Below are 26046 nucleotides of genomic sequence, written 5' to 3' on the forward strand. Positions count from 1 at the left end.
AAGAGAGCAGCAATGGGATTTTGTTGATGTTTTGTAGAATACAGGAAAAGAGGAATTGAATATCAAACGACCGGTAATGTGGATGATGGTGGCTTTTGTACTTGGAGAGGTCGCAGCGTACCAGATGGGCATGACGGTGTGGTTTATAATTGCAGCAGCGTTTTTTTTGCTTGCAGTCATAAAAACAGCAGAAGGACGGGTAGATTCGGACTTTCAGACAGACGCAGAACGCGTCTGGAATTGGAAAGATCCGATGATGTGCCGTGTCTTTCTGCTGTTTTTCTGTTTCCTGGCAGGATGGGGACGGATGATGGTGGAAATGCGCCCGGATGCGCTGGAACGGATGGTAACGCAGAAGGGCGGTTCGGCAGAGGTGGCGGTATCGGGAACACTGGATTCTATTTCGGAAAAAAATGGGTGGTGTACGATGATTTTGACGGGGGTGGAGGTAGAGGATGAAAGTGTAAGAAAGGTACTGATATCGTGTAAAAGCGATTTACTGGAGAAGTGTGAAGAGAAAATTCTGCCACCCTGCGGAAGTCAGATTCATCTGACGGGAACTGCTGAGTTTCTGGAAGAAGCGCGCAATCCGGGGCAGTTTTCGTATCGGATGTATTACCGGGGACTAGGAATCAGAAACCGGGTGACGGCGGATCGGATTTTTATTTCAGAAGGAAAAAGTTCCCCTCTCCGAAGTCAGGCAGAATGCTTCCGGGCGTACGCGACGGCTGTTTTTCAGGAAATCTGTGTTCCAGAAGATGCAGGGATTTTCCAGGCAATTTTGCTGGGGGATAAATCCGGGTTATCGGAAGAGCTGCGCGAACGGTTTCAGGATAATGGGATTGCACATATTCTGGCAGTCAGCGGGCTTCATGTCTCTTTGATTGGCATGAGCGTTTACAGCGCACTGCGTTTTTGGGGCATATCGTATGGATGGGCGGGACTGGGAGCTTCAGCGCTTCTTACCTTTTATGGTTTAGTAACCGGATTTGGAGCATCGGTATTCCGGGCGGTATTTATGGTAGAGGTGTCCTGTCTGGCGGCATATCTGGGGCGGAGTTACGATCTGCTGAGTGCGCTGTCGCTATCTTTGATTTTACAGGCGTGGCAGTCGCCGTATCTGCTCTTTTCGGCGGGATTGCAGCTTTCCTATGGCGCGGTTGCCGCGATTGGGCTGGAGACGGAGGAGCTGCGGAAAGTGGGAAAAAAGAGAAAAGAGGAGGAACAAGAGAAAGAAAAAAAGAAAGGATATGAAACACTCATGCTCAGCTTGGCAATTCAGCTTTATACGATGCCGATTCAGCTGTATCACTATTTTACATTTCCGATGTTGGGAATTTTTCTGAATCTGATCGTGATTCCGCTTCTCGCGTATGCAGCCGGAAGCGGTCTGCTGGCGCTTGGAATTTACAGTATAGCGTTTGTGGGAGGAAAAATGGGGGGAATGGGCGGAGGCAGCAGCATTGCGGGAGTGCTTTCGGCTTTTGGGGGTGCAGCATCAGGAATATCAGAAATACCAGAAATATTCAGAATAGCGGCAAGTGCATGTACGGGTCCGGGGCATTATATTTTTCAGTTGTATGAATGGCTTTGCATCCAGGTGGAACGCGTGCCGTTTCATTCCATCGTGGCAGGACGCCCGGACATGTGGAAAATAGGGGTGTTTTATGTGGCGCTGGGGATTCGATATGTGTGGAGTGTGGGAGAAGCAAGAGATAATTTAGAGAGAAAAGGGATTTTTCTGTTTCCAAAAGAATGGAATGCACCGGGAAAAAATAGTGTATTTATTGCTGTGGCGGTAGTCTTTTTAGTGGTTCAGCCTGTTCATGGCTTTCAGAGCTGGTTTCTCGATGTAGGACAGGGCGACGGCGTCTTTCTGCGGACGCGGGATGAGGCAATTCTTTCGGACTGTGGCAGCAGCCAGGATAAAAAAATCGGGAAAAATGTGCTGGGACCATTTTTGAAAAGTCAGGGAATCCGCACGCTGGACTGGATTCTGGTCAGCCATGCGGATGCGGATCACACGAACGGGATCGAGTGGCTTTTGAAGGAGGAGGCAGATATCCGGGTGCGGAATCTGGCACTTCCGGCGGCGGGAAAAGGGCAGGAAGCATATAAAAAACTGGAAACTCTTGCGAGAAAACGGGGTGCGGAAGTCTATTATCTGCATTGGGGAGAAACGGTGCGGGGGAAAAGCCTGGCGCTTCGGTGCCTGTACCCGGAGGCGGGGGAAAAGCCGGCCGAGGAGCGAAATAGTCATTCACTGGTGTTTGATGTCACGTATGGAAAGTTTCGTATGCTTCTGACAGGAGATATTGGAGTGGAGGACGAAAGGAAGATTCTGGCGATGGAAGAGGACAAAAAGGGGGAAAAGGTGACACTGTTAAAAGCTGCACATCATGGTTCGAACGGTTCCTCCTCAGAGGAGTTTTTGGAGTGCTTTTCCCCAGCTTTCACGGTGCTCTCTTATGGAGAGGGAAATACTTACGGGCATCCGGCACCGGAGGCGGTGGAACGTCTGGAACAGACGGGAACGGAGATCTGGAGAACGGCGGATTCAGGGGCAGTGAATGTGTGGACGGACGGGAAACGTATGTATATCAAGGGATATAAGAAACAAGATTATGGGAAGGAAAGAGATAAAAACAGATAAAAAACTAATTGTTAACTATATAAAAATAATAGGTTGACAATAGAAAAAGGCTATGTTATGCTTGCAATCAGTTCTGCATCTGTTTCGACTACCCGGGATCTGGAACGGCCGCTGCTGTTTTAGATGGTTGGAACAGGGGTTGCGGAGAGAAATTTATGTACATGTGCGAGAATAGAATGGCTTCGGATGCCTGAAATCATTCAGATAACCAAGGAGGAAAAAGGTTTGAAACACATGAAGACAAAGGATTTAGTTTTGTGCGCGATGTTTGTCGCACTGATTGCAGTGGGAGCATTTATCAAGATACCGGTTCCGGTGGTTCCATTTACATTGCAGTTTTTATTTACGATGCTGGCGGGTCTGCTTTTAGGTCCGGTCAACGGGGCGCTGGCGGTTGTGGTTTATATCGTATTAGGTTTAATTGGACTTCCGATTTTCACTCAGGGCGGCGGACCGGGATATATTTTCCAGCCGAGTTTTGGATATATCATCGGATTTGCGGTTGCGGCGTATGTGAATGGTAAGATTGCCAATGCCAAGACGCATCCGAGTTACCGGCGCCTGCTGGGAGCTAATTTTCTGGGACTTTTTATTGTCTATGCATTTGGAATGATTTATTACTACGTGATCAGCAATTTCTATCTGAATTCGCCGATCGGCGTGGGAGCGCTGTTTTTATATTGCTTTGTTCTGGCAGTTCCGGGCGATATCGTGCTCTGTATTGTGGCTGCCATCATAGGAAAACGGATGATTCCGCTGATTCAGGGAGGGAGACTTGGATAAAAGATGAGCAAGGGGATTTTTATAACAGGTACGGGAACGGATATTGGAAAAACGTATGTGACAGGATTGATTGTGAAAAAACTGAGGGAGAGCGGCGCGGATGCGGCGTATTATAAAGCGGCAATGAGCGGCAATGAGCGGCGTGCGGATGGAAGCCTGATTCCAGGAGATGCCCTGCAGGTAAAAACAATGTCGGGAATCGGGCAGCCGCTTGAGGAAATGTGTCCGTATGTGTACGAGACGGCGGTATCGCCGCATCTGGCATCCCGTCTGGAGGGCAACCCGGTCCAGATGGATCGGGTGCTGGAAGATTTTCACAAAGTCTGTGAAAAATATGAGTATGTGACGATGGAAGGAAGCGGCGGAATTCTCTGTCCACTCTGTATAGACGAGGCGGATATCCGTCTTCCAGAAGTAGTAAAAGCGTGCGGGCTTGGCTGCCTGCTGATTGCAGATGCGGGGCTTGGGACGATCAATGGCGTGGGGCTTACTGCCTATTATCTGAAACAACAGGGAATTGCCCTGAAAGGAATTATTTTCAACCATTATGAGACGGGGAATCTGCTTCATGAGGATAACCGGAAAATGTGTGAATATTACACGGGCGTTCCGGTGGTTGCCTGTGTGGCGGATGGGGATACGGAGCTTTCCATGGATGCGGAGACGCTGAAAGGGCTGTATGCGTAAGACAGAAGATAAAGGAGAAGAAAAATGATCTGGTATCCATATGAACAGTTAAAAACAATGAAAGCACCTTATGAGATCGTGGATGCGAACGGGGTATATCTTTACACGAAGGATCAGAAGCTGATTGATTCAGTTTCATCCTGGTGGAGTGTGATTCATGGATATAAACATCCGGTGATCAATCAGGCAATTATTTCACAGGTAGAAAAATTTTCTCATGTGATGCTGGGCGGTCTGACGCATGAGCCGGCGCGCAGACTTTCAGAAAAACTGGCGTCCTGGCTGCCGGGCGATCTGGACTACTGCTTTTTTTCAGATTCCGGCAGCGTGGCGGTTGAGGTAGCGCTGAAAATGGCGCTGCAGTATTATATGAACCGCGGCGATGAGAAGCGAACGATGATTCTGGCGCTGGAACACGCGTACCACGGCGATACCTTTAAGACGATGGAGGCAGGCGATGATGAGGACTACCATTTTGTGCTGAAAGCGTATGGTGCAAGCCCGTATGTGGTTCACATTCCGACTGAGATCCCGGCGCTGGAGAAAGCATTTGAACAGTATCATGACAAGTTGAACTGCGTGCTGGTGGAACCGCTTTTACAGGGTGCTGGCGGAATGCGGATGTACGATATTTCATTTTTGGAGAAGGCAAGAGAACTCTGTGATAAATATGGCGTGCTGCTGGTTTTTGATGAGGTGGCAACCGGATTTGGCAGAACCGGAAACCGCTTTGTGGCAGATCGGGTGCTTCCGGATATTCTGGTTCTCGGAAAGGCATTGACCGGCGGTTACATTGGTCATGCGGCGACTGTGGCAAATAAAAAGGTATTTGATGGATTTTTCGATGATAACCCGGAACATGCGCTGATGCACGGACCGACCTTCATGGGGAATGCCCTCGCGTGCAGCGCGGCGCTTGCCTCGATCGAGCTGTTTGAAACGCAGAACTACATGGAAAAGATTCAGAAGATCGAAGCCATCACCCGCCGGGAGATGGAAGGATTTACCGATCCGAGAATCAGGGAGGTCCGCATGATGGGCGGATGTGTCTGTGTCGAGGTATATGATCCGGCAGTCCTGAAAGGATATCAGGAATATGCGTACAAACGCGGCGTGTTCAGCCGTCCGTTCTTAAATTATCTGTACGCGATGGTTCCGTATATTATCAAGGAAGAAGAGCTGGTGCAGGTGCTTCAGTGCATGAAAGACTGGTTTGCGCGGGGATAGGTAATGAAGAACTGGGAACACATGTGTGAACAGTGAAACATCTATCTTAGAATAAAAAATAATTTAAGTGTTTCTTTCTGAATGAATTTCATTTATGATAGAAGGAATGGAGTATTGTTTTAAGAAACGATACATGGATTTTTGCCTGCTGGCCCATGTTTTCGTACTGTCAGCGCAGTAAATGCGCAGACCTACTGAACAGTTACCAAAATTCTAGTATAAAACTAACATTCGGGGAGAAACCAATATGAAAGAACAAATGAAGAAAATAGCGCTGCTATCGCTGTCATTGATACTGACATCGGCGTATTCTGTTTCGATCGTGCTGCCATCGCTGCTGCAGCATTTCAGTGAATATACAACCGCACAGGTGGAGATGTTGATCTCAGCACCGTCGTTTGCGATCACTGTCATGATCGTGCTGAATGCATGGCTGTCGCGTTATATGAAAGACCGTCCAATGATTGTGGGCGGTCTGCTTCTTTTATCGGTCAGCGGCATGGTACCGGTGTTTGTACAGGAATATCCGGTGATGTTCGCGTCCAGGATTTTCCTGGGGATCGGGATTGGGCTCATTAATGCGAAAGCAATCAGCATTTTCAGTGAATATTATGAAGGCAGGGAAAAAGCGACGCTGCTCGGATACCGCGGATCGGCGGAGGTGCTGGGAAGCGCGGTTATGACGCTGGTTGCTGGAAAATTGGTGCTGATCCGGTGGAATCTGGCATTTTGGGTGTACGCGCTCGGATTTGTGATTGTACTTCTGTATCTTGTATGGGTTCCGGGAAGTATGGAGACGGGACAGAGTGCGGGCTCACAGAGTGCAGGGGCAGAGAAAGAAAGTCTGGAAGCGGAGGCAGATGGAAAAAGAGAATGCTGGAAAAAAGAAGTCCTGACCATTGCTTATGCAGTGTTTGCGGGGTTTGTCATCTGCATCTACTGTTCCAATTCCCTGCGTGTTCCGATGTTGATTTTAGAGAAGAAACTTGGAACGGAGTCGGAAGCCAGCATCATTCTCACGCTCATGATGCTGATGGGAATAGCTGCCGGTGTTTATTTTGGAAAACTGACGATGTGGTGGAAGGAAAAATTACCGGGGGTTGGATGCCTGCTGCTTGGAGCGGGGATGCTTCTGACCGCATATGCGGGCAATCTGCCGCTGATAGGAATTGGCATTAGTATTGTTGGATTTTTCTATACCGTTCTGGTTACCTATTCCTTCCACCAGATTTCCGAGCAGATTCCGCAGTCTTCTATCAATACAGCCACATCAATCGTGCTGGTCGGCTGCAATCTGGGAGCGGCGTGTTCGCCGTTTGTGCTGAAATGGATGGGAAGATTCAGTGAGGGCGTGAGCGTGCCGTTTGTGGGGTATGCGGGGATGATGGGAGTATTAGGAATCGTTCTGATAGTAGTCACAGGAAGAAAGAAATAATACAGTAAACAAATAATAGGAATGGCGGCAAAATCTGCAACCAGAACTGTATCGTACGGAATCTTCAGTTTAGAAAATTCAGAAAATTCCTACCTGTGAACAGTTATCTGAAATCGAACGTTTGTACTGATTTGTTCTGCTTTTATGTATACATTCATGAGTGGATTTGGTATAATAGAAATACTTAATGGGATTTTTTGTGAATTATATCAAATCAGGAGAAAGCAATGGATCATTTTGAGTTGGTATCAGAATACAGCCCGACCGGCGACCAGCCGCAGGCGATTGAAAAGCTGCTGGAGGGCTTCAAGGAAGGAAATCAGTTCCAGACATTACTGGGTGTAACGGGCTCTGGCAAGACGTTTACGATGGCAAATGTGATTCAGAAGCTGAATAAGCCGACGTTAATTATTGCACATAATAAGACGCTGGCAGCCCAGCTTTATTCAGAAATGAAGGAATTTTTTCCCAATAATGCGGTGGAATACTTTGTCAGCTACTATGACTACTACCAGCCGGAGGCTTACGTCCCGTCCACGGACACATACATCGAGAAGGATTCCTCTATCAACGACGAGATCGATAAGCTGCGGCATTCAGCGACGGCGGCGCTGTCGGAGCGGCAGGATGTGATTATTGTGGCATCGGTTTCCTGTATCTATGGTCTGGGAAGCCCGATCGATTACAAAAACATGGTTATTTCCCTGCGCCCGGGCATGGAGAAGGACCGCGACGAGGTCATTCACAAGCTGATCGACATTCAGTACAGCCGGAATGACATGGATTTCAAGCGAGGTTCGTTCCGGGTGCGCGGCGATGTGTTGGAGGTATACCCGGCGTATTCGGGCGGCGATGCGTACCGGATTGAGTTTTTCGGGGATGAGGTAGACCGGATCACAGAGATTGACACGCTGACGGGCGAGATCAAGGCGCAGCTGGGACATATCGCGATTTTCCCGGCATCGCATTATGTCATCCCGAAAGAGCGGATGGAGATTGCGGCAAACAATATTTTAGAGGAAATGAAGGAGCAGGTCGCTTACTTTAAGAGTGAGGATAAGCTTCTGGAGGCACAGAGAATCGCGGAGCGGACGAATTTTGATGTGGAAATGATGCGGGAAACAGGCTTCTGTTCTGGTATCGAGAATTATTCGCGCCATCTGATTGGTTCGAAACCGGGAGAACCGCCGTGTACGCTGATGGATTATTTCCCGGATGAATTTCTGGTGATTGTGGACGAGTCGCACATCACGCTGCCGCAGGTGCGCGGTATGTACGCGGGCGACCAGTCGCGCAAGAAAACGCTGGTGGAATATGGCTTCCGCCTGCCGTCGGCGCTGGATAACCGACCGTTAAATTTTGAAGAATTTGAGAGCAAACTGGATCAGATTCTCTGCGTTTCAGCAACACCGGGCGAGTATGAGGCAGATCATGAGCTTCTGCGGGCAGAGCAGGTGATCCGTCCAACGGGACTTCTTGATCCGCCGATTGAGGTGAGACCGGTCGAGGGACAGATCGACGATCTGATTTCGGAGGTCAACCGGGAGGTGGATCGAGGGTTTAAGGTGCTTGTTACGACGCTGACAAAGCGGATGGCAGAAGACCTGACCGACTATATGCGCGATGCGGGAATCCGCGTCAAATATCTGCATTCGGATATTGACACGTTGGAACGCGCCCAGATTATCCGGGATATGCGTCTGAATGTCTTCGATGTGCTGGTCGGCATCAATCTGCTTCGTGAGGGTCTGGATATCCCGGAGATTGCGCTGGTGGCGATTCTGGATGCGGATAAAGAGGGATTCCTGCGTTCGGAAACGTCCCTGATTCAGACGATCGGCCGAGCAGCGCGAAATTCCGAGGGGCATGTTATCATGTATGCAGATTCGATCACGGATTCGATGCGGGCGGCGATCGAGGAGACGGAGCGAAGACGCGCGATTCAGCAGGCGTACAATGAGGAACATCACATTACGCCGACGACGATCAAGAAAGCTGTCCGGGATCTGATCACGATCTCGCAGGCAGCCGAACCGGTTACGAATAAGGTAACGAAGGATCTGGAATCGATGGATCGCCAGGAATTAGAAAAACTCGTAAAGGAACTGACGAAGAAGATGAATCAGGCGGCAGCCGAGCTGAATTTCGAGGAAGCGGTCGTGCTGCGTGACCGTATGGTAGAGGTCAAGAAAATGTTGCTGGATTTGGAAAATTCGTAAATCAGAGGGTGGTTGGTATGGAATATGGCGCGCTGATGGAGATGGCGGTCCGGGCGGGGGAGATCATGCTGGCGAGCGGAGCGGAGGTCTACCGTGTGGAGGACACGATTCACCGTATTTTAAAGCATTCAGGGATTGCACGGGCAGATGTGTTTGTCGTGACGACGGGGATTGTGGCGACGATTGCGGATGCATCACTTCCGCCGCTTACCTTGGTAAAAAGGGTGGAAAACCGGGCAACGAATTTGAACCGCATCTATCAGGTAAACAATGTTTCAAGGGAATTTTGCAGCGGAAAATTGTCCGTCGGGGAGGCGCAGGAACGACTGGATCGGATTGCTAATACGACATTATACGGATTCTGGAAGAAATGCATTGGATATGCGGCAACGACGGGATTTTTTGCGGTGATGTTTGGAGGCGGTCCGGGCGAATGCCTGGTGGCGGCTGTCGTGGGAGTCGTTCTTGCGTTTGTCCTGCGGGCGGCGTCCAAACTTATGTTGAATGATTTCTGTCAAAATGCACTTGGCTCGTTTGCACTGGCGGTTGCGGCGTATCTGCTGCGCCGTGGGGCATTTCTGGGAATGAGCCTGGATGTAGTGATTATCAGCGCAATCATGCCGCTGGTGCCTGGGGTCACATTTACGGCAGCAATCCGCGATACGCTGAATGGAGATTACAGTTCGGGAGTCGCGCGGATGGCGGAGGCAGTCGTGGTGGCGCTGGCGGTTGCGTCGGGCGTCGGTCTGGCGATCGTGGCAGTCCGGCTGGCGGGAGGATCGGTATGACAGAGATGATAAGAGAATTGATGATCCAGAGCGTGGGAGCATTTCTGGCGATTTTTGGTTTTTCCCTGCTGGTCGATATGCCGCGGAAATATCTGGTTTATGCGGGCATTACCGGAGGTGCCGGATGGCTGGCGTACCTGGTATCGATGCAGGTGGGAACCTCGCAGGTGGCGGCGGCATTTTTTTCCAGTCTGGCAGCGGCTCTGCTGAGTCAGGTATTTGCACGCGTGTTAAAAGCGCCCGTCACGATCTTTCTGGTGGCAGGAATCCTGCCGACGGTGCCGGGCGCATCGATCTACCGGAGCGTCTATTTTCTGATACAGGGACAGACAAAATGGTACAATTTTTATCTGCTCCAGACGATCCAGATAGCGGGGGCGATGGCGGTTGCCATCTTTATTGTGGATTCACTGTTCCGTCTGCTCCGGAATAAAGCGTCGTAGTGGAACTGGGCGGCAGGTAGAGGCAGCCCTGAATCCTGCTAAAATAATAAATATGATCTGACAGGCGGTCTTCAGCGGGCACATCCGACTGATTGATCGCCTGAACCATTTCATTGAGTTCTTCCGGCGGAAGGGAGACGCTGCTGGGAGTGAGAAGCACTTCATGGATGCTGGACGGAAGGATAATCAGATCTTCGCCCAGGCTTTCGGCAAACTCTTTTAAGACGCGGGGATAGAGCATGCAGGCAGCGCCGTTGATGCCGCGCGAATTTGTCAGAACGTAGAGAGCGACCGATGGAAGAGCTTCCGTTTCAACGATGTCCTCCATTTCGAGCTGATTGAGGGTGGATTCGATGGAGCTGATGTGGTACGGCAGTATGCGAGGTGTATTTTCTTCCGCCAGTATGCCGAGCTCTTCCAGAGAAATATCCCACAGGGCAAGATGGTCGCTGTGTACCAGGGTCGTCATCTGCCCCTCCTCATTGTCAGTGAGGATCAGATAGAAAACGATCGCCAGATCGAGATACGGAATATGTGGGATGTGGGAGAGAAGCACCTTATTTTTAGCGGCGTGGATCAATTTGTAGGCAATCCGGCCGCGTACGGCATCAAAATCACGCAGTTCCTCGCAGATATCCTCCGAAAATCCTGGATTTGTCTCATACACCATCAGGATCTGCTCGGTAATAATGGAGAGCGGCATCCCTTCCTCCGCTTCATTATAGTAGGCGTTCAGATAGACAGTCGGTGATAACCGTGAGCCGGGTTTCGTAAAGCTCAGCCCGTCGAGCATCAGTCCATTATTTTTCAGAACCCGCCGCAGGGAGACGTTGGCTTTTTTGTTGAGGCGCGTCTGCACCATCGACTGGATTGTTTTCAAAAAAGTTTCATAGACCATAGAGTACCTCCTGAAATAAAATTGCAGATAGGGGATGTCCGCTTGCTCATGTAGGTTATGAATTTCAGCAAGATGAGAAACAGTTTCCCCGTGTGAATAAGTTTTAAGGAATCAAATCAAGAAGCAGTCATGAAGTTTGAGATGTGAAGAAAGATTGCTTAGTGATTAAAAAATAAATAAAAAGTTCAGAGTTTTAGCGTTTACCTTTTGAGTGCGTAAGTATGAAAATGGTCATGGAAATCATCGAAAAAACTGAACAAGAGAATCGCAGGAACCAGTAAGATGTGAAAAAATTGCCTGCATATAAAGAAGCAGGTGCCAAATGCACCGATATCATGATTATACTGGAAAATGGGAAGATTGGCAAGAAAAATAACAGGGAAAAAAGTGAAGTTCTGGTTGCGGATTGTTACTGTACACGGGTAGGCACTTTTGGAACCGAAAGTGCCGTAAGAAAACGTGGTGGCAGCAGGAATTTGCCGTATTTAAATGCGAAGCCACGGCAAATTCCGTTACTGGACACGTATGCGTGTACAGTAACTGCGGATTTGTTGCTGTTCACGCTACGTTCCCAGTAACAGTTTGCATGACGCTCATAATGTGTGAACGATGGTAAATAAAGAGATAAGATGGCGCAACTGCGAGATAAAAACTAATAGCTGGCATTCATGATGAAAATAAAACTGAAAAATAACAAGAAAATACAAAATTAGTATTGACAAAATGCGACATATGTATTAGAATAAAACCATCAAAAGAAACAAGAAATAAAACAAAAAAAGAAGGGAGCTGATTCCACCGAAAACATAAAACTGGTTCAATTTTTTAATAAAAAAATTGAACAAAGGAAAACCAAAATCAACAAGTAAAAATCAGTCAATCATCTATCATACATATTTAGAAACAGGATTCGGTTTAGTGATATGACGAGAAAGTATCATTAAAAAGAAGCGTTTTTTAAAGGAGAGATAGATAAGTGGAAAAAGAAAAAATAAGATTGAACGATTCAGAAATTGTTGAAAAAGGAATCAAAATTGAATAAAGGAAAAGTTCAAAGAAAGAGGTATCATCCAATGGACGAGATAGTTTAAAGGGTATCGATAAAATGTCAATTTATCGATACCCTTTTTTCTGGTTCATGGAAAAGCATCAAGAAGGATTTTTTCTTATATAAATATCAAATCCCCTGCAACTCAAACGGCGGCGTGTATTCTTCTTTCGCGCTGCTTTTTTCCTGCATAAAGCCCTGTGTGAGTCCCAGCTCAATCGCGGCATCGACGACTTTCTGGTATTCGTAGCTTGTGATGCGACGGTTGATTTCCGGATATTTGCTGCTCTGGTAGAAGGGGGTGTACTGGCTCATAAGGCTTACCAGAAAATGCCCCTCCGGGAGGTTGTCGTGAATCCAGTGGAGCAGGCGGATGGAATCGTCTTTGTGTTTCGGAAGAACCATATGCCGCAGGATCATGCCGCGCTTCATGAGCTGGCAGGCCTGACCATTTTCAGAGAAATCTTCCAATACCAGCGGACCGGTGTGCTCGATCATCCGTTTGACTGCTGCGGAGGCAACCGGAAAATAGTCCGGGGCGGCGGAATAGCGGGCGGACAGTTCGGAAGAGTAATATTTTAAATCCGGCAGCCAGATATCGATATAGGGAGCCAGCGCATCAACCGCTTCCAGCGTCTCATAACCGCCGCAGTTGTAGACGATCGGGATGGAAAGCTGCGGTTTGACCCGTTTTAAGACAGGCAGCAGCGACGGAAGGTACTGCGTCGGCGTCACCAGATTGATATTGTGCGCGCCCTGTGCCTGCAGTTCCAGAAAAATTTCCTCCAGGCGCGTTCCGGAAATATCTTTTCCAAAGCCTTCGTTGCTGATCTGGTAGTTCTGGCAGAAACAGCAGCGCAGCGTGCAGCCGGAAAAAAAGATGGTACCGCTTCCGTGCAGACCGCTGATACACGGTTCCTCCCACGGATGAAGCGCCGCGCGTGCCGCCCGGATACCGGCAGGGCTGTGACACCAACCCTGTTTTTTTGTGCGGTTGATCTGACAATTTCGCGGACAGCAATGGCAGCTTTCGTAGGAGTAGGCGGCTGGTTCAGAGAACTGGACAGGCGAGCCGGCACTTGAATTGGGGAGGGGAATATATGTGTTCATAGGTTTTGCTTCCTTCTATAAATTAAAGTAATCATTACAGTGCGGACTTATAACGAAGTAACCAACAGTTTTTTATAAGAATTTTTGTAAAGATAATTCCTTCAAAGCTTTTTTACATAGTTCAAATCTATGTTGAATCCGAAAAATCGATCGTTATAATGTATTTATTCTACTAAGAAAGATGAGCAGTGTCAAATGTGATTACATTTAATACGAAAGGGCTGGACTTTGCACTGACGGCACTGTTTGTAATGATTTTTACGGAACAGTGGATCGGACAGAAGCGCCATTGGCCGGCAGGGACTGTATTTTATATGATTCTGGTGCAGATGGTGTTTGTTTAGATGATGCGTGTTTTTGCCTCGCGTGCGTTGCCATCGGAAACAGTGTTTTTTGTTTCAGATCCGGGTTCCCCCAGGATCTGGTTGATACATTTCCAGGCATCTGTCAGCCGGTCGAGGTTCCAGGCGGCATTGGCAGGGCTGGTGGATGGCAGTTTGATTGCCTCAATGCCAGTCTGTTTACGGCAGAAGCGGTCGTACATTTTTCCAGACAGCCCGCCGTTTGTGTAAATCGTCTGGATGGAAGCGTGATCCAGAATAGAGGCGAGGTCGTTTGGGACAACGTCGCGGATGGAACTGTCGCTGGATCCTTCGATGGAACAGCTGTGGATGGTGTCCCAGACGGCGATGTGGTTCCGCAGCAGAAATGCCTTCTTTTTCTCGACGGAGGATGGAACGTCTTCCTTTCGCAGGCGCGCTAAGAGCTTCCAGAAACGATTCTGCGGGTGGCCGTAGAAAAAACAGCTTTCCCGGGATTTGACCGACGGAAAGGAACCGAGGATCAGGATGCGGGAGTCGGCGTCAAAAACAGGCGGGATTGGGTGGATGATGTGGGATGGCATGGTGAAATCTCCTTTTTGCGGATTATTGTTATGCTAAGTCTGGCAAAGCCTGACTCAGTATATCCATTATAGCATAGATCAAAAAGGATAGAATGTTTTTTATTTCATATATGCAGAGAAAGTACCTATATTTATAAGGAGTTCACAGGTTTTTAATATTTTCACTTCTTGATTTATAGGCAATCTGCCACTATAATGGAAAAGAGTACGCAGAAATTTGCGCATTGACGGGGAAGAAAAGCGGGCATGAAGCCGGATGAGAAGCAGATGCGGCAGATTTAGAGGGGCTTTTGAGTAACCTGATGTGGCAGATTCTGGATGTACAGTGATACAGAATGGAGAAAGTGTATGGATAATAAGGGAAACCAGAATAAAAATGGAAAAAATCCCCGCGGTCAGAATTATGCAGTGCTGATCATGACAATGCTGTTTACGCTTCTCTGCGTGGCGATGATGCACAACCTCTGGCAGGGCAGCCGCACGCACAAGATGCCGTACAGCGAGTTTAATCAGATGCTTAAGGATCAAGAGGTAGAATCGGTTGTGATTGGCAATGGAAAGATTCAGATCACGCCGAAGGAAGATTCGAAGAAATATGGCGGCAGCCAGGGCAAATACGGAAATCTGGTAGGAATGGAGTACTACACGATTCCGATCAACGATCCGGATTTGGAAAAGAAGCTGGATGAAGCTGGTGTTACGACCTATGAACAGGCAGAAGTGGACGCGACAGGCAGTATTATCATGCTTCTGCTCGAGTGGGTGCTTCCGATTGCAGCGATGTTCGTCATTTTCAATATGATGATGAAGCGCATGGGCGGCGGAGGCGGCATCATGGGTGTCGGCAAGAGCAATGCCAAAGTATATGTACAGAAAGAAACCGGCGTTACGTTCAAGGATGTGGCAGGCGAGGATGAGGCGAAGGAGTCTCTGACGGAGATTGTTGATTTCCTGCATAACCCGGGAAAATATACGAAGATTGGTGCGAAACTGCCAAAGGGTGCGCTGTTAGTCGGACCGCCAGGAACCGGTAAAACACTTCTTGCCAAGGCAGTAGCTGGAGAGGCGAAGGTTCCGTTTTTCTCTCTGTCCGGTTCGGATTTTGTGGAAATGTTTGTCGGCGTCGGCGCATCCCGTGTGCGTGACCTGTTCAAGCAGGCGCAGCAGTCGGCTCCGTGTATCATTTTCATCGATGAGGTGGATGCGATCGGTAAAAGCCGAGATTCGCGTCTGGGCGGCAACGATGAACGTGAGCAGACGTTAAACCAGCTCCTTTCGGAGATGGATGGATTTGATTCCTCCAAGGGTCTTCTCGTCATGGCGGCGACGAACCGCCCGGAGATTCTGGATCCGGCGCTGCTTCGTCCGGGACGTTTTGACCGCCGGATTATCGTGGATAAGCCGGATTTAAAGGGGCGTGTGCAGATTTTAAAGGTACATTCCAAGGATGTAAAACTGGATGAGACGGTTGATTTCGAGGAGATCGCGCTGGCGACATCCGGCGCTGTAGGTGCGGATCTTGCCAATATGATGAATGAGGCGGCGATCACAGCCGTTAAGAATGGCAGGAAAGCCGTTTCCCAGAAGGATTTATTTGAGGCAGTTGAGCTGGTTCTGGTTGGAAAAGAGAAGAAAGACCGCATCCTGAGCCAGGAAGAGCGCCGGATTGTTTCGTATCATGAGGTTGGCCATGCGCTGGTCAGCGCTCTGCAGAAGGATTCGGAGCCGGTACAGAAGATCACGATTGTGCCGCGTACCATGGGTGCGCTCGGCTATGTCATGCAGGTGCCGGAGGAAGAAAAGTACTTAAATACTGAGAAGGAAATCCGCGCGATGCTGGTCGGATTTTTAGGCGGACGTGCGGCTGAGGAGATCGTTTTTGATACGGTAACGACAGGTGCGTCAAATGATATTGAAAAAGCAACCCGGATCGCGCGTGCGATGGTAACCCAGTACGGTATGTCCAAGAAGTTCGGTCTGATGGGACTGGAAAGCCAGGAAAATCAGTACCTGAACGGGAGAACCGTCCTGAATTGCAGTGATATGACAGCGGCAGAGATTGACAAGGAAGTCATGCATATTCTGAAGGTTTCTTATGAGGAGGCGAAACGCCTGCTGAGTGAAAACCGCGAGGCGCTTGATAGGATTGCGGCGTTCCTGATTGAGAAAGAGACGATCACCGGTAAAGAGTTCATGAAGATTTTCCATGAGGTAAAGGGAATTCCGGAGCTGGAGGAAAAGAAACAGGAAGGCGAGGACCGGATTGAGATGCCGGAGGCTGCGAAGACAGGCGATGAGGTGCAGCCAGTAAAGACTGCGGAGGAAACGAACGCGGAAAACTCACAGAACCAGCAGAAGCTGGAAGGAAAACCGGCGGATGAAGCACCGGAATCGGCAGAAGCTGTAGCAGCAGAGAGTCCAAATGAGGATGAGATGCGCGGTGGAAGCTCGTTCGACCGGAAATAAAAGTGATGTATAGCATAAAAGAAATATTTATACAGTAAATAGAACGGCTGTATTTCAGCAATGTGAATTCATATATTGAAAAATTGTAACTGTTCAGTAGGTCTGCGCATTTACTGCGCTGACCGTACGAAAACATGGGCTAGCAGGCAAAAATCCCATTGCCGTAGGCAATGGGATTTTTGCGCGTGACTGTGAAGGCACTGAACAGTTACGAAAAATCTATGAGTTCTGTTTTGCTGAGATACAGCCGTTATTTATATAGGATTATATCAATTACTGGTACAGGCGGTTGTGCTCATATACCGGCTCGGAGGTCAGTTCGATGCCGAGACGTTTGAAGGTCTTGATATCAACCTCCGACAGCATGACGGAGGTGTGAACCTGGCAGCCGCGCAGTTTTTCGAGCTGTTCCAGGGCGATCTGTGCGTGTTTGTTGGTAGCGGCGCACATGGACAGCGCGATCAGAACTTCATCGGTGTGGAGACGTGGGTTGCGGCTTCCGAGGTACTCGACTTTCAGCTTCTGGATCGGCTCGATCGCGATCGGGGAGATCAGGTGCTCATCGTGCGGAATATTGCCAAGTACCTTGACAGCATTCAGAAGCAGGGCAGCGGAAGCGCCGAGCAGGTTGGTTGTCTTTCCGGTAGCGATGGTTCCGTCCGGAAGTTCGATGGCAGCAGCCGGAGCACCGGTTTCTTCGGCGCGTTTCAGGGCAGCCGGAACAACCTTGCGCATATCGGTGGTCAGTTTTGCCTGCTTCATCAGAAGTTCGATCTTATAAACTTCCTCTTTGCCGACATCCTCTTTGACAACGCGGTTTAATGCCTGATAGTAGCGGCGCAGGATTTCCTGACGGGATGCTTCGCAGCAGGCTTCGTCGTCAATGATGCAGTTTCCTGCCATGTTGACGCCCATATCAGTCGGGGATTTGTACGGGTTCTCGCCGTAGATTCCCTCGAAAATAGCGCTCAGAACCGGGAAAATCTCGATGTCACGGTTGTAGTTGACCGTTGTTACACCATAAGCCTCCAGATGGAACGGATCGATCATGTTGACATCGTTTAAGTCAGCGGTCGCTGCCTCGTATGCCAGGTTGACCGGGTGCTTTAACGGGATATTCCAGATCGGGAAGGTCTCAAATTTGGCATATCCAGCCTTGACGCCGCGTTTGTTCTCGTGGTAGAGCTGGGAAAGGCAGGTTGCCATTTTTCCGCTTCCCGGTCCCGGCGCGGTGACAACAACGAGTGGACGTTTGGTTTCAATGTAATCATTTTTACCATAACCTTCATCGCTGACGATCAGCGGAACATTGCCCGGATAACCGTCGATGGTGTAGTGGCGGTAAACCTTGATGCCCATGGATTCGAGCTTGTGTTTGAAGACATCCGCAGTGTTCTGCCCGGAATAGTGGGTGATTACAACGCTTCCAACATAGAGTCCCTTGTCGGTAAAGGACTGAATCAGACGGAGTACGTCTACGTCGTAAGTAATGCCAAGGTCGGAACGTACTTTGTTTTTCTCGATATCCGCAGCACTGATGACGATGACGATCTCCGCCTGATCCGCTAACTGCAGAAGCATCCGCAGCTTGCTGTCAGGTGCAAAGCCCGGAAGAACCCGGGATGCGTGGTAGTCATCGAACAGTTTTCCGCCAAATTCGAGGTAGAGCTTATCACCGAACTGGTTGATACGCTCACGGATATGTTCCGACTGCATTTTCAGGTATTTGTTGTTGTCAAAACCGATTTTCATCTAATCCTCCGTTCTTAGTTTCGTCCCGCACAGAATACCGGTATCGCGGTGGGGGCAGATGCCGGTGTCCATCTGGTGGGATGAAAATCATATGTTTGTATGGATGATTGCGCCGCCAGGTCACAGTCCATGTCCGGCACAGACTGCCATTCGCAGTTGTTTATGTCGATGCTCTTTGTGTGAAATGAACGCAGCACAGCAGACCGCAAAGAATCACAATTAGTTCTATTATCCTACAAAAAAGTCTATTTGAGTAGAGGGAAAATAAAAAAAATTTAAAATCGGAAAAATGACGGATTTGGTTTTCGGAAATGTAATATTTTCTGGCGAAAATTTTTGTGTACAGGCGATGGGGATGGAGGAAAGAAAATCTGGATGTAAATTGATAAAAAACAGAAAAGGGCATACAAAATGTGATATAATGAGCGCAGAAGAAAAGAATGCGGCTGCGAAGCAGACATATTCTTTTCTTGCGCCATTAACGAACGAACAGCCATGCGAAGCAGGGCGGTGGAGCGCGATAGCGCGGGTTCGTGAGTGGACGGGTGAGAATACGTTCTTATGATATAATGAGCGCAAGTGAGCCAGAAAGCTGCTTGCAGATTTAAGGCGAACGGCGAATCGTGATATAATGTGAACACTTAGCGAGATGTTTTAAGGAGGTATCAGCATTCATGCGGGAAATTCCAAAGCCGGGCGAGCGGTACCGGCATTTTAAAAATAAAGAATATCAGATTCTGGCGGTGGCAACCCACTCGGAAACGGGGGAAAAGATGGTTGTCTATCAGGCGCTCTATGGAGAATATGGCGTCTGGGTTAGACCGCTTTCTATGTTTATGGAAGAGGTAGATCGGGTAAAATATCCGGAGGCAGCGCAGAGATACCGGTTTGAGCGGATTGCGGCGGGTCCGTGGGAAAATTCGAAACAGCAGGAAATAAGGACAACCAGAACGACTCATGTCGTAAATGAAGGTGTACGCCGTTCGAAAATGTCTGACGCAGCCACTCATTCATGGGACATACCGCAGGAGGAACCGGAGCTGCATCCGCTTGTGGCAGAATTTCTGGATCAGGAAACGACCGAGGGCAGGCTGGAAGTGCTCCAGAGAATGAGCGGCAAGGTGGCCAAGCGGGATCTCGACAGTCTCTGCTTCTGTCTGGATATGAATCCGGTCGGTGGAAGCGTGGAGGAAGAGCTGGACGCGATCCGTCAGTGCATCCGGATGCAGCAGAGGTACGATGCACCGCGTCTGCGGTATGGAAAGTGAGCGGCTGTCTGGCAGAAGAGTCTGGGTAACTGTTCACGGGTAGGCACTTTTGGAACCGAAAGTGCCGTAAGAAAACGTGGTGGCAGCAGGAATTTGCCGTATTTGAATGCGAAGCCACGGCAAATTCCGTTACTGGTCACGTATGCGTGAACAGTAACGAGCCTGGCGCTGGTGACACGGTTTGTGCCAGGCATGAACGGCAGCAGATTAGAAAACAGGATGGTTTGAGATGTTTCAAATAGAAGAAGAACTGAAAAAACTGCCGGGGCAGCCGGGTGTTTATATTATGCACGATGCGAAGGACGCGATCATCTATGTCGGCAAGGCGATCAGCCTAAAAAACCGAGTCCGCCAATATTTCCAGAGCAACCGAGATAAGACGGCGAAGATCAAGCAGATGGTCTCGAAGATAGCACGTTTTGAGTATATCGTGACGGATTCGGAGCTGGAAGCGCTGGTGCTGGAGTGCAACCTGATCAAAGAGCACCGCCCACGCTACAATACGATGCTCAAGGATGACAAGACGTACCCGTACATCAAGGTGACGGCTTCGGAGGAGTACCCGCGGATCTTGTTTTCACGCCAGATGAAAAAGGATAAAAATAAGTATTTTGGTCCTTTTACGAGCGCGGGAGCAGTCAAAGACACAATCGAGCTGATTCGGAAGATATACCGGATCCGGGCGTGCAGCCGGAAGCTGCCGCAGGATATGGGAAAGGACCGTCCGTGCCTCTATTACCATATTCACCAGTGCGACGCGCCATGTCAGGGGTATATTTCACAGGCAGATTATCAGAAATCGGTGAAGCAGGCGGTCGGGTTTTTAAATGGACAGTATGAGCCGGTCATGAAATATCTGGAAGAAAAGATGAGGACGGCGTCCGAGACGATGGAGTTTGAGAAGGCGATTGAGTACCGGGATCTGCTTGACAGTGTCAGAAAGGTGGCGCAGAAGCAGAAGATTACGAGCCAGAGCATGGAAGATCGGGATATTATCGCGATGGCGAAGGATGAGCGCGATGCGGTTGTGCAGGTGTTCTTCGTGCGCGATGGCAAGCTTATTGGGCGGGAACATTTCCATATGAATCTGACCGGCTCGGAGAGCAAGGCAGAAATCTTAAACAGCTTTGTCAAACAGTTTTACGCGGGAACGCCGTTTGTGCCGCATGAGATCTGGGTGCAGGAGGAGTTAGAGGACGCGGAGGTTATCGCCAGCTTCCTGACGGCGCGCCGGGGACAGAAGGTGCGCTTTGTCGTGCCAAAGATGGGCGAGAAAGAGCGGCTGGTCGAGCTGGCGGAGAAGAATGCGAAGATGGTGCTCTCCCAGGATAAGGAGAAGATCAAGCGCGAGGAGCTCCGGACGATCGGGGCGATGAATCAGATTGGATCGTGGATCGGGCTTTCGGGAATCAAGCGGGTAGAAGCCTACGATATTTCCAATATCAGCGGTTTTGAGTCGGTCGGTTCGATGATTGTCTACGAAAATGGACGTCCGAAACGCAATGATTACCGCAAATTCCGTATCCGGACGGTTCAGGGACCGAACGACTACGCTTCGATGCGCGAGGTGCTGCTGCGGCGGTTTTCCCATGGTCTGGAGGAGACGAAGAAACTGCAAGCCGAGGGCGGCGATCTGGCGATGGGAAGTTTTACGCGTTTTCCAGATCTGCTGATGATGGATGGCGGACGCGGACAGGTTAATATCGCGCTGGAGGTATTAAGAGAGCTTCAGCTGGAAATCCCGGTCTGTGGCATGGTAAAGGATGATAACCACCGGACGAGGGGATTGTATTATCAGAATGTGGAAATTCCAATCGATCGCCATTCGGAAGGATTTCAGCTGATCACCCGGATTCAGGACGAGGCGCACCGGTTTGCGATCGAGTACCACCGGAGTCTCCGGGGCAAGGAGCAGGTGCGCTCCGTGCTGGATGATATCAAGGGCATCGGACCAGCGCGCCGTAAGTCTCTGATGCGGACGTTCAAGACGATCGAAGCAGTCCGGGAGGCGAGCGTGGAGGAGCTGGAAGCTGCGCCACAGATGAACCGGGCAGCCGCCGAGGCAGTCTATATATTTTTCCGTGATGACAAGCAGGGGAAGATGTGATAGGATGTAGACAATAGTAAAAATAAAAGGAGACAAAAGTATGGGTGGAGTGACGATAACAGAACTGATCGATAAGATGGGGCTTCGCAATATGACGCCGGAGCTGGAGACGGACAATGTTATGCTGGTGCATGCGGATGTGAACCGTCCGGCATTGCAGCTGACTGGATTTTTCGACCATTTTGACAAGGACCGTGTGCAGATCATCGGTTATGTGGAAAATGCGTACATCTCGACCCTGACTCCGCAGCGCCGCCGGGAAATGTTTGACAAACTGCTGTCTTCGGGTATACCATGTCTGGTATATAGCCGCGGCATGGCACCGGAGGAGGAAGTGCTGGAGCTGTGTAACCATTATGGGGTTCCGTGCATGGTATCGGAGAAGACGACTTCGGATCTGATGGCGGAGATCATCCGCTGGCTGAACGTCAAGATGGCGCCGATGATCAGCATTCACGGCGTACTGGTCGATGTATTTGGCGAAGGTGTCCTGATTATGGGCGAGAGCGGTATCGGCAAGAGTGAGGCAGCGCTGGAACTGATTAAGCGCGGTCACCGTCTCGTCAGCGATGATGTGGTCGAGATCCGCCGCGTCAGCGATGAAACCCTGATCGGTTCGGCACCGGATATTACCCGTCATTTCATCGAGCTTCGCGGTATCGGCATTATCGATGTCAAGACACTGTTCGGTGTAGAGAGCGTAAAGGATACACAGTCGATTGACATGGTAATCAAGCTGGAGGAGTGGGATAAGGACAAGGAGTATGACCGCCTTGGCATGGAAGATCAGTATACCGAGTTCCTTGGCAACAAGATTGTATGCCATTCAATCCCGATCCGTCCGGGACGTAACCTGGCAATCATCGTAGAGTCGGCGGCAGTCAACTATCGTACCAAGAAGATGGGATATAATGCGGCGAAAGAACTGTACAAGCGGGTACAGGCGAACCTGGCAAGAAGAGATTAATGGAACGCTTCACGCAGTCTGATTCGTGTGATTTAGTGCGGAAATCCCGACTTGCAAGGGATGGAGCTGTTATGAAATGAATAAAGGAAAATAGATATGTCTAATTTTTATCAGAAACTTTGTGATGCCATCGGCGCTGCTTCCGTGCGGGAGCAGGAGCCGATGAGCGCACATACGACCTTTCGGGCTGGTGGACCAGCCCGCTATTTTGTGATCCCGGAGGGCGAAAAAGAGCTGGCGGCAGTGCTGGCGGCGTGCCGGGAGGCAGAGAAAGCGTATTACATATTAGGAAATGGAAGCAATCTGCTTGTCAGTGATGCGGGCTATCCGGGCGTGATGATCCTTCTGGGAAGCCAGTTTACAGAGGTGGTCTGTCCGGAGGGCGAACCGGGCGTCTATGAGCTGGGCGCCGGTGTGCTGCTTTCGCGTGCCGCCAGGGAGGCGCAGAAAGATGGAATGACCGGATTTGAGTTTGCAGCCGGGATTCCTGGAACCGTGGGCGGCGCGGCGGTCATGAATGCGGGCGCTTACGGCGGAGAATTAAAGGATGTGCTGGAATCTGTGCGCGTGATGACGCCGGACGGCGAGGTAAAAGAGCTTAAAACGGAAGAACTGGAGCTGGGTTACCGCCACAGCTGTATCCCGGAGCGCGGATATATCGTTTTATCGGCGCGGATCCGTCTGGAGAAAGGTGATCCGGAAGCGATCCGGGTGCGGATGGATGAACTGGCAGCCAAACGGCGGGAAAAACAGCCGCTGGAATATCCGAGTGCCGGAAGCACCTTTAAGCGCCCTGAGGGCTATTTCGCTGGAAAATTGATCGAAGATGCCGGACTTCGCGGCTATCAGGAGGGCGGCGCACAGGTGTCGGAGAAACACTGTGGTTTCGTTATCAATCGCGACCATGCGACGGCTTCGGACATCGCGGGGCTGTGTGGGACGGTGCAGAAGCGCGTGTATGAGCAGTTTGGGGTGAAACTGGAGACGGAAGTAAAGATGCTGGGCTTTTAAGATATTAAGATATATAGAGTATGGAAAAGGGAGGAACAATATGCGGCTTGTGATCGTAACCGGTATGTCGGGAGCCGGAAAGACGGCGGCACTGAAAATGCTGGAGGACATGGGATTTTACTGTGTTGACAATCTCCCGATCCCGCTGGTAGGAAAATTTGCGGAGCTGGTGCAGAGCAGCAGCGGGGAGGTAAGCTGTGCAGCGTTGGGAATCGATGTACGCAGCGGCGACGAGCTGGCACAGCTGGAGGGAACACTGAATGATTGGAATAACATCCAGTTCCCGTATGAGATCCTGTTTCTGGATGCCAGCGATGAGGTGCTGATCAAGCGATATAAGGAAACGCGCCGTTCCCATCCGCTGGCAGGAAAAGAGCGGCTGGACCGCGGTATTGCGAAAGAGCGCCTGAAACTCGATTTCCTGAAAAAGCGGGCGGACTATATTCTGGACACCAGCACGCTTCTGACGCGGGAGCTCAAGGCGGAACTGGAACGGATTTTCATGGGGCGCGAGCGCTTTTCCAGCCTCTTTGTGACGATCTTAAGCTTTGGCTTTAAATATGGGATTCCGTCGGACGCAGATCTCGTGTTTGACGTCCGTTTTCTGCCGAATCCTTATTATGATGAGAATTTAAGAAGCCATACCGGCAATGAGAAGGCGGTGCAGGACTTTGTGCGCCGCGGCGGGACGGCAGACGTATTTTTGGATAAACTCTATGACATGATTGACTTCCTGTTTCCGTACTATGTAAAAGAAGGAAAGAATCAGCTTGTCATAGCCGTCGGATGTACCGGTGGAAAGCACCGTTCAGTTACGGTGGCGAACCGGCTCTATGAGCGCCTCAAGGAGCACTCGGAAATAGGGCTTAAACTGGAACATCGGGACATAGAGATGGATAACCGGACAAAAGGGTAAACGGAGGTAGAGGACTTTGTCATTTTCAGCCCGGGTAAAGGAAGAGCTGTCGCATCAGCTGAGCAAGGCGAGGCACTGCCAGATTGCAGAGCTGGCGGCGATTTTGAGCCTTTGCGGCAAGATTCATATCGATGAAGAGGATCATTTCAGCATACGGATCCACACGGAAAACGTAGCGGTTGCACGAAAATACTTTACATTATTGAAAAATACATTTAATATTAAGGCGGACATTTCGATCCGGCGCAATGCATTTTTAAAAAAGAGCCGTTCTTATACGCTTCTGGTGCGCGATCACGAAAATGCACTCCGGGTGCTGGAGGCGGTCAAGATGGTGGATGCGCAGGGAAATGTCGGGGAAAACCTTTCGGTGGTGCGGAATCTGGTGATTCAGAATGCGTGCTGCAAGAAGGCATTTATCCGGGGCGCTTTTCTGGCAGCCGGATCCTTAAGCGATCCGGAGAAATTTTATCATTTTGAGATCGTATGCGCGTCGCTTGAAAAGGCGGTGCAGCTTCAGAATGTGATTCTGACATTCGACATCGATGCGAAAATAGTTGTCAGAAAGAAGTATTATGTGGTATATATAAAAGAAGGCAGTCAGATTGTGGAACTTCTGGGGCTGATGGAAGCGCATGTGGCATTGATGGAGCTGGAAAATATCCGGATCCTGAAAGAAATGCGAAACAGCGTCAACCGTCAGGTCAACTGCGAGACTGCCAATATCAATAAGACTGTTTCGGCGGCAGTCAAGCAGCTTGCGGATATCACATACATCCGTGATACAGTCGGGCTGGATTACTTGCCGGAGCTTCTTTCAGAGGTAGCACAGGTTCGTCTGGAGATGCCGGATGCAACTTTGAAGGAATTGGGGGAGAATCTGAGCCATCCAGTTGGAAAATCGGGAGTCAATCACAGGCTCAGAAAGATAAGTGCAGTAGCTGAAAGTCTCCGCGAAGAGCGGGGCGAGTAAAGTTAGGTTATTGTTCACAGGCAGGAATTTCCCGGATGGAAAATTCCGTGCGATACAGTAGTGGCAGCGGATTTTGCCGTTTTTTTCGAGCGGGGCTCGATGAGGAGGATATTATGACAAGTAAGGAAATCAGAATTGGTTTGAGTTCAGGTCTGGAGGCACGTCCTGCGGCGATGCTGGTGCAGGTGGCAAGCCAGTATGAGAGCAGCATCTATGTGGAAAGTGAAGAAAAGCGCGTCAATGCAAAGAGCATCATGGGCATGATGACGCTGGGACTGGCAGAGGGCGCGCACGTAAAGGTAACGGCTGATGGCAGCGACGAGGAGAGTGCGATCGAGGGAATTGAGAAATATCTGAGCAATCAGTAGAAATCCAGATTTCTGACCGTTTT

Annotated in this window: 21 protein-coding genes; 17 read left to right on the plus strand and 4 right to left on the minus strand. The window is 49.7% G+C overall.

Annotation, left to right across the window (positions count from 1 at the left end; translation table 11 throughout):
- The first annotated feature begins 55 nt into the window (after window positions 1–55).
- The 8 genes from DXC57_RS12650 (at window position 56) to DXC57_RS12685 (ending at window position 10235) form a co-directional block, all read left to right on the plus strand.
- Entirely contained in the window at window positions 56–2653 is a 2598-nt protein-coding gene (locus DXC57_RS12650; RefSeq protein WP_147354102.1) for a ComEC/Rec2 family competence protein, read from the plus strand.
- 234 nt (window positions 2654–2887) lie between these two features.
- Window positions 2888–3436, plus strand: a complete 549-nt coding sequence (locus DXC57_RS12655) for a biotin transporter BioY (protein WP_233430256.1) — start codon at window positions 2888–2890, stop codon at window positions 3434–3436.
- 3 nt (window positions 3437–3439) lie between these two features.
- Window positions 3440–4123 (plus strand): dethiobiotin synthase, encoded by a 684-nt coding sequence (gene bioD, locus DXC57_RS12660; protein WP_118652941.1) that lies wholly within the window; start codon window positions 3440–3442, stop codon window positions 4121–4123.
- 24 nt (window positions 4124–4147) lie between these two features.
- A complete protein-coding gene (gene bioA / locus DXC57_RS12665; RefSeq protein ID WP_022359179.1) occupies window positions 4148–5350 on the plus strand; it encodes an adenosylmethionine--8-amino-7-oxononanoate transaminase in 1203 nt (400 codons plus the stop codon).
- Window positions 5351–5597: 247 nt separating this feature from the next.
- A complete protein-coding gene (locus DXC57_RS12670) occupies window positions 5598–6785 on the plus strand; it encodes an MFS transporter (RefSeq protein ID WP_118652943.1) in 1188 nt (395 codons plus the stop codon).
- A gap of 227 nt (window positions 6786–7012) precedes the next feature.
- Entirely contained in the window at window positions 7013–9004 is a 1992-nt protein-coding gene (gene uvrB, locus DXC57_RS12675) for an excinuclease ABC subunit UvrB (protein WP_118652945.1), read from the plus strand.
- Between the two features lie 17 nt (window positions 9005–9021).
- Complete coding sequence (locus DXC57_RS12680) at window positions 9022–9792, plus strand: threonine/serine exporter family protein (protein ID WP_118638096.1); 771 nt, start codon at window positions 9022–9024, stop codon at window positions 9790–9792.
- Window positions 9789–10235 carry a threonine/serine exporter family protein gene (locus DXC57_RS12685; protein ID WP_243021959.1) on the plus strand — a complete coding sequence of 149 codons (447 nt, stop codon included), beginning with the start codon at window positions 9789–9791 and terminating at the stop codon, window positions 10233–10235. Before DXC57_RS12680 ends, DXC57_RS12685 begins: the two co-directional genes overlap by 4 nt.
- Here DXC57_RS12685 and DXC57_RS12690 read toward each other — a convergent pair.
- Both DXC57_RS12690 and DXC57_RS12700 read right to left on the minus strand, forming a co-directional pair.
- Window positions 10189–11133: a DUF5688 family protein gene (locus DXC57_RS12690; RefSeq protein ID WP_118652947.1), complete on the minus strand. Its 945-nt coding sequence runs from the start codon at window positions 11131–11133 to the stop codon at window positions 10189–10191. The genes DXC57_RS12685 and DXC57_RS12690 overlap by 47 nt on opposite strands.
- A gap of 1177 nt (window positions 11134–12310) precedes the next feature.
- Window positions 12311–13291, minus strand: a complete 981-nt coding sequence (locus DXC57_RS12700; RefSeq protein WP_118652951.1) for a radical SAM protein — start codon at window positions 13289–13291, stop codon at window positions 12311–12313.
- Between the two features lie 197 nt (window positions 13292–13488).
- Between DXC57_RS12700 and DXC57_RS12705 the strand changes: the two genes are divergently transcribed.
- Window positions 13489–13635 (plus strand): hypothetical protein, encoded by a 147-nt coding sequence (locus DXC57_RS12705; RefSeq protein ID WP_243017769.1) that lies wholly within the window; start codon window positions 13489–13491, stop codon window positions 13633–13635.
- Here DXC57_RS12705 and DXC57_RS12710 read toward each other — a convergent pair.
- Window positions 13632–14195: a DNA-deoxyinosine glycosylase gene (locus DXC57_RS12710; RefSeq protein ID WP_118652953.1), complete on the minus strand. Its 564-nt coding sequence runs from the start codon at window positions 14193–14195 to the stop codon at window positions 13632–13634. The two genes, DXC57_RS12705 and DXC57_RS12710, sit on opposite strands and share 4 nt — an antisense overlap.
- A 348-nt stretch (window positions 14196–14543) precedes the next feature.
- Here DXC57_RS12710 and ftsH point away from each other — a divergent pair, with 348 nt between their 5' ends.
- Window positions 14544–16661: an ATP-dependent zinc metalloprotease FtsH gene (gene ftsH, locus DXC57_RS12715; protein WP_118652955.1), complete on the plus strand. Its 2118-nt coding sequence runs from the start codon at window positions 14544–14546 to the stop codon at window positions 16659–16661.
- Window positions 16662–16934: 273 nt separating this feature from the next.
- Here the strand turns inward: ftsH and DXC57_RS12720 are convergent, their stop codons facing one another.
- Complete coding sequence (locus tag DXC57_RS12720; protein WP_022359314.1) at window positions 16935–18413, minus strand: DUF1846 domain-containing protein; 1479 nt, start codon at window positions 18411–18413, stop codon at window positions 16935–16937.
- Between the two features lie 674 nt (window positions 18414–19087).
- On the opposite strand from DXC57_RS12720, the gene DXC57_RS12730 reads away from it, so the two are divergent.
- The 7 genes from DXC57_RS12730 (at window position 19088) to DXC57_RS12760 (ending at window position 26023) form a co-directional block, all read left to right on the plus strand.
- Entirely contained in the window at window positions 19088–19681 is a 594-nt protein-coding gene (locus DXC57_RS12730; protein ID WP_118471994.1) for a DUF1653 domain-containing protein, read from the plus strand.
- 229 nt (window positions 19682–19910) lie between these two features.
- Window positions 19911–21788 (plus strand): excinuclease ABC subunit UvrC, encoded by a 1878-nt coding sequence (gene uvrC, locus DXC57_RS12735; protein WP_118652957.1) that lies wholly within the window; start codon window positions 19911–19913, stop codon window positions 21786–21788.
- 40 nt (window positions 21789–21828) lie between these two features.
- Window positions 21829–22755, plus strand: a complete 927-nt coding sequence (hprK, locus tag DXC57_RS12740; RefSeq protein ID WP_022359298.1) for an HPr(Ser) kinase/phosphatase — start codon at window positions 21829–21831, stop codon at window positions 22753–22755.
- A gap of 96 nt (window positions 22756–22851) precedes the next feature.
- Entirely contained in the window at window positions 22852–23766 is a 915-nt protein-coding gene (murB, locus tag DXC57_RS12745) for a UDP-N-acetylmuramate dehydrogenase (RefSeq protein ID WP_118652959.1), read from the plus strand.
- Window positions 23767–23806: 40 nt separating this feature from the next.
- Window positions 23807–24682: an RNase adapter RapZ gene (rapZ, locus tag DXC57_RS12750; protein ID WP_022359300.1), complete on the plus strand. Its 876-nt coding sequence runs from the start codon at window positions 23807–23809 to the stop codon at window positions 24680–24682.
- Window positions 24683–24698: 16 nt separating this feature from the next.
- Window positions 24699–25655 carry a DNA-binding protein WhiA gene (whiA, locus tag DXC57_RS12755; protein ID WP_022359301.1) on the plus strand — a complete coding sequence of 319 codons (957 nt, stop codon included), beginning with the start codon at window positions 24699–24701 and terminating at the stop codon, window positions 25653–25655.
- Between the two features lie 113 nt (window positions 25656–25768).
- A complete protein-coding gene (locus DXC57_RS12760; protein WP_107001048.1) occupies window positions 25769–26023 on the plus strand; it encodes an HPr family phosphocarrier protein in 255 nt (84 codons plus the stop codon).
- Window positions 26024–26046 lie beyond the last annotated feature (23 nt).

Origin of the sequence: Clostridium sp. TF06-15AC, assembly GCF_003481165.1 — a bacterium.
Lineage (GTDB): Bacteria > Bacillota > Clostridia > Lachnospirales > Lachnospiraceae > Otoolea > Otoolea fessa.